This is a genomic window from Streptomyces katrae (assembly GCF_000966975.1).
GTDB lineage: Bacteria > Actinomycetota > Actinomycetes > Streptomycetales > Streptomycetaceae > Streptomyces > Streptomyces katrae.
This window is the reverse complement of sequence record NZ_JZWV01000245.1, coordinates 1-7176: the sequence shown is the minus strand read 5'-3', so window position 1 is coordinate 7176 and position 7176 is coordinate 1. Positions and strand designations below refer to the sequence as shown.

6 protein-coding genes are annotated in these 7176 nt (G+C 72.7%); 2 read left to right on the top strand and 4 right to left on the bottom strand.

The genetic code is table 11. The annotated features are described in order from the left end of the window. Window positions 1-382 precede the first annotated feature (382 nt). Both VR44_RS10930 and lepB read left to right on the top strand, forming a co-directional pair. A complete protein-coding gene (locus VR44_RS10930) occupies window positions 383-2407 on the top strand; it encodes a fructose-specific PTS transporter subunit EIIC (protein WP_045947235.1) in 2025 nt (674 codons plus the stop codon). A gap of 174 nt (window positions 2408-2581) precedes the next feature. Next, window positions 2582-3319: a signal peptidase I gene (gene lepB, locus VR44_RS10925; protein ID WP_045947234.1), complete on the top strand. Its 738-nt coding sequence runs from the start codon at window positions 2582-2584 to the stop codon at window positions 3317-3319. A gap of 92 nt (window positions 3320-3411) precedes the next feature. On the opposite strand, the gene VR44_RS10920 is transcribed toward lepB, so the two are convergent. The 4 genes from VR44_RS10920 to VR44_RS10905 all read right to left on the bottom strand — a co-directional run bounded on the left by VR44_RS10920 (window position 3412) and on the right by VR44_RS10905 (window position 7021). Next, entirely contained in the window at window positions 3412-4347 is a 936-nt protein-coding gene (locus tag VR44_RS10920) for a cation diffusion facilitator family transporter (RefSeq protein WP_045947233.1), read from the bottom strand. A gap of 75 nt (window positions 4348-4422) precedes the next feature. Continuing rightward, a complete protein-coding gene (gene manA / locus VR44_RS10915; protein WP_045947232.1) occupies window positions 4423-5595 on the bottom strand; it encodes a mannose-6-phosphate isomerase, class I in 1173 nt (390 codons plus the stop codon). A gap of 46 nt (window positions 5596-5641) precedes the next feature. Then, window positions 5642-6775, bottom strand: a complete 1134-nt coding sequence (locus tag VR44_RS10910) for an SIS domain-containing protein (RefSeq protein WP_045947231.1) — start codon at window positions 6773-6775, stop codon at window positions 5642-5644. A gap of 60 nt (window positions 6776-6835) precedes the next feature. Beyond that, window positions 6836-7021, bottom strand: coding sequence for a Trm112 family protein (locus tag VR44_RS10905; RefSeq protein WP_045947230.1), 186 nt, complete (start codon window positions 7019-7021; stop codon window positions 6836-6838). Window positions 7022-7176 lie beyond the last annotated feature (155 nt).

Genomic DNA, 7176 nt, shown 5'->3' with positions numbered 1-7176 from the left:
CAGGGTGATCTCCTTGCGGCCGAAGGCGGCAAGGGAAAGGTCGGCGACCTTGAAGTCCATGGGTGGTGCTCCTCATGGGTCGAGAGGTGGGTACGGCTGAGCCGCGCACGGGCGAGCCGGTGCGCCGAGCACAGTCCGTCGCGGGGCCCTCTCTCCCCTCGGCCGGTCCCGGGGACCGCCCGACCGCCATCAGCAGCGACGCCTGACACTGATGACGAATCTACACCGATCGGCGCAGCGGGCCCCAGCCCGCAGGGGGAGTTGTCCCGGCTCGTTTTCGGGCCGTCCGGCGGAAGGTTCGGGGCCTTTCGGACTTTTGATCCACTCCTTGCGTGGGGGAGGATGCCGTTGGACCGACCCCCTGGCGCGAAGGAGATTCCACGTGAGTACTACGGCCGGCTCTCCCGGTGGCGGGGTTGGGGACGGCGCCGGGCGGCGGAAGCTGCTCGCCGTCACCGCGTGCCCCACGGGGATCGCGCACACCTACATGGCCGCCGAGAAGCTCCAGCAGGCCGCCGCCGAACTCGGCGTGGACATGAAGGTGGAGACGCAGGGCTCCATCGGGGCGGAGAACGTGCTCTCTGACAACGATGTCAGGGAGGCGGACGGGATCATCATCGCCGCCGACAAGGAGGTCGATCGGGCCCGGTTCGCGGGCAAGCGGGTCCTGTCCACGGGCGTCGCGGACGGTATCCACCGGCCGGAGGAGCTGATCGAGCGGGTGCGGACGGCGCCGGTGCAGGAAGGGACGGCCGCGGTGGCCGCGGGCGGTGGCCGGGAGCGCGGGGTCGCGTACAAGGCGCTGATGAACGGCGTGTCCCACATGATCCCGTTCGTCGTCGTGGGCGGTCTGCTGCTCGCCGTCTCGATCGCGCTGGGCGGGCACACCACGCCCAAGGGCATCGAGTTCGACAAGGACTCGTTCTGGTTCTACGTCAACCAGCTGGGCGGGCTCGGCTTCAAGCTGATGCTGCCGATCTTCTCGGGCTACATCGCCCACGCCCTCGGTGACCGGCCCGCGCTCGTGCCGGGCATGATCGGCGGGTTCCTGGCCGCCGACGCCGTGAACATCTACGGGGCGGACGCGAACGCGGGCTTCCTCGGCGCCATCGCCACCGGTTTCCTGGCCGGCTACCTGGTCGTGTGGATCAAGAAGGTCAGGGTCCCCCGGTTCGTCCGGCCGATCATGCCGATCATCGTGATCCCGATCGTGTCGACGCTGGCCCTCGGGTTGTTCTACATCTACGTCATCGGGCAGCCGATCTCCTGGGTCTTCACGCACCTGACCGACTGGCTGAACGGGATGACCGGCTCCAGTGCCGTCCTCCTCGGCGCCCTCATCGGACTGATGATCGCCTTCGACATGGGCGGGCCCGTCAACAAGACCGCCTTCCTCGTGGCCGTGGGCCTCATCGGCACCAACAACGCGGTCATGGGCATGGCCGCCGCCGCGATCCCGGTCATGCCGCTCGGACAGGGCCTGGCGACGCTGCTGCGCCGCGGGCTCTACACCGACCAGGAGCGGGAGGCCGGCATGGCGGCCCTGTTCATGGGCTTCTTCGGCATCTCGGAGGGGGCCATCCCCTTCGCCGCGGCGCGGCCGGCGCAGGTCATCCCCGCGAACATGCTCGGTGGCGCGGTGGCCGGTGCGGTGGCCGGTGTGGCGGGGGTGGAGAACTCCGTGCCGCACGGCGGTCCGGTCGTCTCGCTGTTCGGCGCCGTCAGTGGTGTGGCGATGTTCTTCATGGCGATCGCCATCGGCACGGTGGTGACCGCGCTGACCACCAACACCCTCATCGAGATCAAGGGCCGCAAGGAGCGCCGGGCCGGTGCGCCGGCCGCGCCGGCGGTGCCCGAGCCCGTGCTCGTCGGAGCGGCTGCCGGTGCCGGGGCGGGCGGTACGGCCGTGGCCCCGGCCTCTTCGCCGGCCGCCGCGCCCGCCGAGGAGGCGGAGGTGCTGTCCGGCTATCTGACGGAGCGGACGGTCAAGACGGAGCTGGCGGCCGCCTCGAAGGAGGCGGCGATCCGGGAAATGGCCGAGATGCTCGCCACCACCGGCAACGTCAACGACGTGGCGGAGCTCGTACGGGTGGCGCTCGCCCGGGAGGCGCAGGGCACGACGGGTCTCGGCGAGTCGATCGCGATCCCGCACGCCAAGACGGACGCGGTCGCCCGCCCCACGGTGGGCTTCGCCCGGTCCGGCGAGGGCATCGAGTGGGGTGCGCTGGACGGTACGAAGGCCCGGCTGGTCTTCATGATCGCGGTTCCGGAGGCGGCGGCCGGTGACGAGCACCTGCGGATCCTGGCGCTGCTGTCGCGCAAGCTGATGGACGGCGGTTTCCGGGAGCGGCTGCGGTCCGCGCCGGACGGCCCGGCCGTTCTGGAGCTGCTGCGCGAGATCCGTTAGCCGGCCTCCGCGCCGGTCCTCCCGCCGGGCCCCGTACCGCTTCGGTACGGGGCCCGGCGGCGTGCGGGCAGTGTCCGAATCGGTATGTACGGACTTGGCGCACCAGGGCCCCGGCGGCGTTCGCCGTGTCGCCGTCGACCTACGATGCAAGGCAGGTACATCGGAAGGGACGAAATGACACACAGGTCAGGGCGCAGGCGCGGGATCGCGGCGATCGTCCTGCTGGTGCTCGGTGCGGTCATCCTCGGAGGGGTGACGGTGGCGAAGGCCGTGAACCCTCCGGCGCACTACTCGGAGGGCAGGGCGGCCGGCTGGCAGATGGCGCCGACCTACACCGACGGGGAGAGCATCTACCTGGAGCCGGTGGACGGGAAGCTGCGGCGGGGGGACATCGTCCTCGCCTCCGTTCCGTGGTCCCTGCAGAAGACGCAGATGAACCGGGTCATCGCCGTGGGCGGGGACCGCATCCGGTACAAGCCGAGCAGCAAGGTCGCCGGCCAGTACCGCCTGGTGCTCAACGGCGATCCGCTGGACGAGCCCTACCTGGAGCAGTGGAAGAACCCGTCGGCGGTGGCCTTCGACGTGACGGTGCCCGAGGGGTCGGTGTTCCTGATGGCCGACAACCGGATGAACTCGGACGGCTCGCAGTACGCGAACAACGGTCCGGTGCCGGTGGACAAGGTCGTCTCCAAGGTCGTGATGTACCCGATGGCGAAGCTGGCCGTGTGGGGGCAGCTGGGCGGTGGGCTGGTGCTGGTGGCCGGCGCGGTGCTGGGGCTCGTGTCCCGGCGGGCGCGGAAGGCGGCCGCCGCCCCGGTGGCCCCGGCGGAGCCGCCGTCCCAGCCGGTCGTGGCAGCGGCTGCTGCTGCGACTGCGGCTACGGCCGGTGAGCGCTCCGACGCGCAGTCGTAGCGTCCCCGTTCCCACGGCGAAGGCCCCCGCGGCTCGGGTGAGCTGCGGGGGCCTTCGTGTGTCCGGTGCCGACCGGGTGGCGGCCGGTCGGGTCAGCGGCCGTCGGCCTTGGCGGCCTCGGGGTTGTAGATGTCCGGCTCCAGGTAGATCACGCGGGCGATCGGGACGGAGGCGCGGATGCGGGCCTCGGCGGCGTTGATGGCGTTGGCCACCTCGGTCGCGGTGTCGTCGTGCTGGACGGCGATCTTGGCGGCGACGAGGAGCTCCTCGGGGCCGAGGTGCAGGGTGCGCATGTGGATGACGCCGGTGACGGTGTCCCCGTCGACGAGCGCGGCCTTGATCTTCTCGACCTCCGCGGTGCCTGCGGACTCGCCCAGCAGCAGGGACTTGGTCTCCAGGGCCAGGACGACGGCGATGACGAGCAGCAGCACGCCGATGCAGACGGTGCCGACGCCGTCCCAGACGCCGTCGCCGGTGATCAGGGCGAGGCCGACGCCGAACAGGGCGAGGACCAGGCCGACGAGCGCGCCGAAGTCCTCCAGCAGGACCACGGGGAGCTCGGGGGCCTTGGCGCTCCTGATGAACTGGGTCCAGGACTGGCTGCCGCGGGTCTCGTTCGACTCCTTGATCGCGGTGCGGAAGGAGAAGCCCTCCGCGACGATCGCGAAGACGAGCACGCCGACGGGCCAGTACCAGGCGTCGATGGGGTGCGGGTCGTGGATCTTCTCGTAGCCCTCGTAGATGGCGAAGAGGCCGCCGACCGTGAAGAGGACGATGGAGACGAGGAAGGCGTAGATGTAGCGTTCGCGCCCGTACCCGAAGGGGTGTTGCGGGGTGGCCTCGCGCTTCGCCTTCTTGCCGCCGAGGAGCAGCAGGCCCTGGTTCCCCGAGTCGGCGACCGAGTGGACGCTCTCCGCGAGCATCGACGAGGAGCCGCTGAAGAGGAATGCCACGAACTTGGCCACAGCGATGGCCAGGTTGGCGGCGAGTGCCGCCACGATCGCCTTGGTGCCGCCCGACGCGCTCATGGGTGCTGGGTGTCCTTTCCTGGCCACTGGCTACGGCCGCACATTGTTGCAGCTGCCCGTGCGGCCGACGTCATGTCAGACGACCACGGTGGCACGGAAAACCGTGCCGTTCCCGGACAGTTCGACCTTTTCGCCCGCGGGGACGAATACCGACTCACCCGGGACGAGCACGAGTTCGCCGGAGCGGGCCGAACTCGCCGTGCACCGGCCCGCGGTGCAGAGCAGGATCTGCGGGGTGGCCTCGGGGACGGCGCGGGGCGCGCCGCCGGCGGCCAGGGCGAAGCGGGAGAGGCGGAACTCGTCGATGGGGGTCTCGTAGACCTCCTCGCCGTCACCCTCGGGGCGCAGGACACCGGGGGCGCTGGGCTCGAAGACGACGACCTTCAGCAGTTCGGGGACGTCGACGTGCTTGGGGGTGAGCCCGCAGCGCAGCACGTTGTCCGAGTTGGCCATCAGCTCGACGCCGAGGCCGTCGAGGTAGGCGTGCGGGATGCCGGCGCCGAGGAACATGGCCTCGCCGGGCTGGAGCCGCACGTGGTTGAGGAGCAGGGCCGCGATCACGCCCGGGTCGCCCGGGTAGTCGTGGACCAGGCCCGCGTACGGGGCGTACGGGCCGCCGAGGCGCTCGGCGGCGGCCGCGGTCTCGGCGACGGTGTGGGCCATCTCCGCGCGGTCGGCGGTGAGGACGGCGGTGAGGACCTCGCGCAGGGCCGCCTCCTCGGGGTGGGCGCGCAGGAGGTCGACGTACGGCTTGAGGGAGTCGACGCCCAGCCCTTCGAGGAGGTCTGCGGCCTCGGCCGGCCGGCGGAAGCCGCACAGGCCGTCGAAGGGGGTGAGGGCGCAGATCAGTTCGGGCTTGTGGTTGGCGTCCTTGTAGTTGCGGTGGCCCGCGTCGATCGGGACGCCGCGGCGCTCCTCGTCCTCGAACCCGGCCTTCGCCTGGGCGAGGTCGGGGTGGACCTGGAGGGAGAGGGGGGCGCCGGCGGCGAGGACCTTCAGGAGGAACGGCAGGGCGGGGCCGAACTTGGCGACGGCCGCGGACCCGAGCTCACCTTCGGGGTCGGCGGCGATGACGGCCGACAGGGTGGTCCCGCCGGCTCCGCGGTCGAGGCGGGAGGGGGCGCCGGGGTGGGCGCCCATCCACATCTCGGCCTGGGGTTCACCGGTGGGCTCGACCCCGAGGAGGGCCGGGATCGCGGTGGTGGAACCCCAGGCGTAGGGGCGGATCGTGTTCGTCAGGCGGTCCATCGTCGTCTTCCTGGATCTTGGAGCGGTGCGGGCACGGGTGTGTGCCTCAGCTGTGTCCCCGCCCCGCCAGCGCCAGGTAGGCGGTGGCGAAGTCGGTGACGGCGAGGAGTTCGGCGAGCTGTTCCAGCTCCCCGCCCTCCTCCGGTTCGAGCTCGCTGACGGCCGTGTCGTGGCTGAGGGCGAGCTCGCGCGCGGCCGGTGCGGCGGTGAGTCCGCCGGTGGGCCGGTCGCGCAGCAGTACGACGCGGGCGCGCAGGGCCTGGGGCTCCTCGACGCGGTCGCGGAAGAAGTCGTCGGGGTCGGCTCCGGCGGCGAAGGCACCGGACAGCAGGACCCCGTGCGCGGGCAGGGCCTCGGGGAGGTCCGCGGCGAGCGCGGGGCGGCCGGCGAGTTCGGCGAGGGTCGCGGCGAAGCGGCGGCCGGCCGGTCCGGCGCCGGCGCCCTCGCTCCAGATGAGGGGGAGGGAGTCGGCGAGCTCGGCGGCGAGGGTCTTGGCCGGGTTGGAGTACGTGGCGATGGCCGGGCCGCAGCGTTCGGCGGTGCGGTCGAGGCGGTCGGCGACGCGCTGGAGGGCGTCCGGGGCGGCCGCGATCAGCCCGACCTTGTCGAGGAGCACCAGCAGCGGGGTGAGCAGGGCCCACAGGGCGCCGGGGCCGGCGGCGGCGGATTCGTCGTACTCCTGGTACGGGGCCTTGGCCATCGGTACGAGGAGTCCGTGCGCGCCGTCGACGGTCTCGCTGAGCGGTGAGCGCTCGGGGGCTACGGCCACGACGGTGCAGCCGCGCCGGTAGGCCTGTTCGGCGAGGACGCCGAGGCCGGGTTCCGTGCCGTCGGTGGTGGCGATGAGCAGCAGGTCGACGGGGCCCGCCCAGCCGGGCAGGGTCCAGCGCAGTGCCCCGGCGGCGTGCGCGACGCCGGTGGGGTGCAGGCGGGTGACCGGGGCGGAGCCTCCGGCGAGGGCGCCGAGGAGGTCGGCCACGCCGGTGGCGGCGGTACCGGGGCCGGCGATGAGCACCGCCCGGGGGCGCCCGTCGGGGCGCAGGTCCGCGAGGCCGGCCTCGGTGGCGTGCCGGGCGGCGGTGCGCACTCTGGCCCCGGCCTCGGCGGCGCCGCGGAGCAGGCCGCGGCGGTCGGCACGGGCGAGATCGTCCGGTGCGTCGAGGAGTGACTCGTCGAGCATGGGGGCCTCCGGCGGTGTTGACGGATCCAGGCTGGTCGAGCGGGGGCGGCGGGCCGCCGGTCAGGCGGGGCGGCGGGCCTCGTCGACGAGGAGGACCGGGATGCCGTCGCGGACCGGGTACGCCAGGCCGCAGTCCTGGCCGGTGCAGACCAGCTCGGGGGTGGTCTCGTCCGCCGAGTTGTCCTGGAACGGGGCGTGGCAGGCGGGGCAGGCGAGGATCTCGAGCAGGCCGGCTTCGAGCGGCATGGGGCGGTGTCCCTTCGGGGGGTGCGGATCGCTTGTCGCGGGGTGGGCGAGGTCAGCGTACCGCCGAGTCACCTGCGATGCGGCGTTGCTCCGCCTGGGTGCGGGGTTGGCCGGGGTGCCGGTGGCCGGGTGGGTGCGGCGCCGTTGCACGGGGG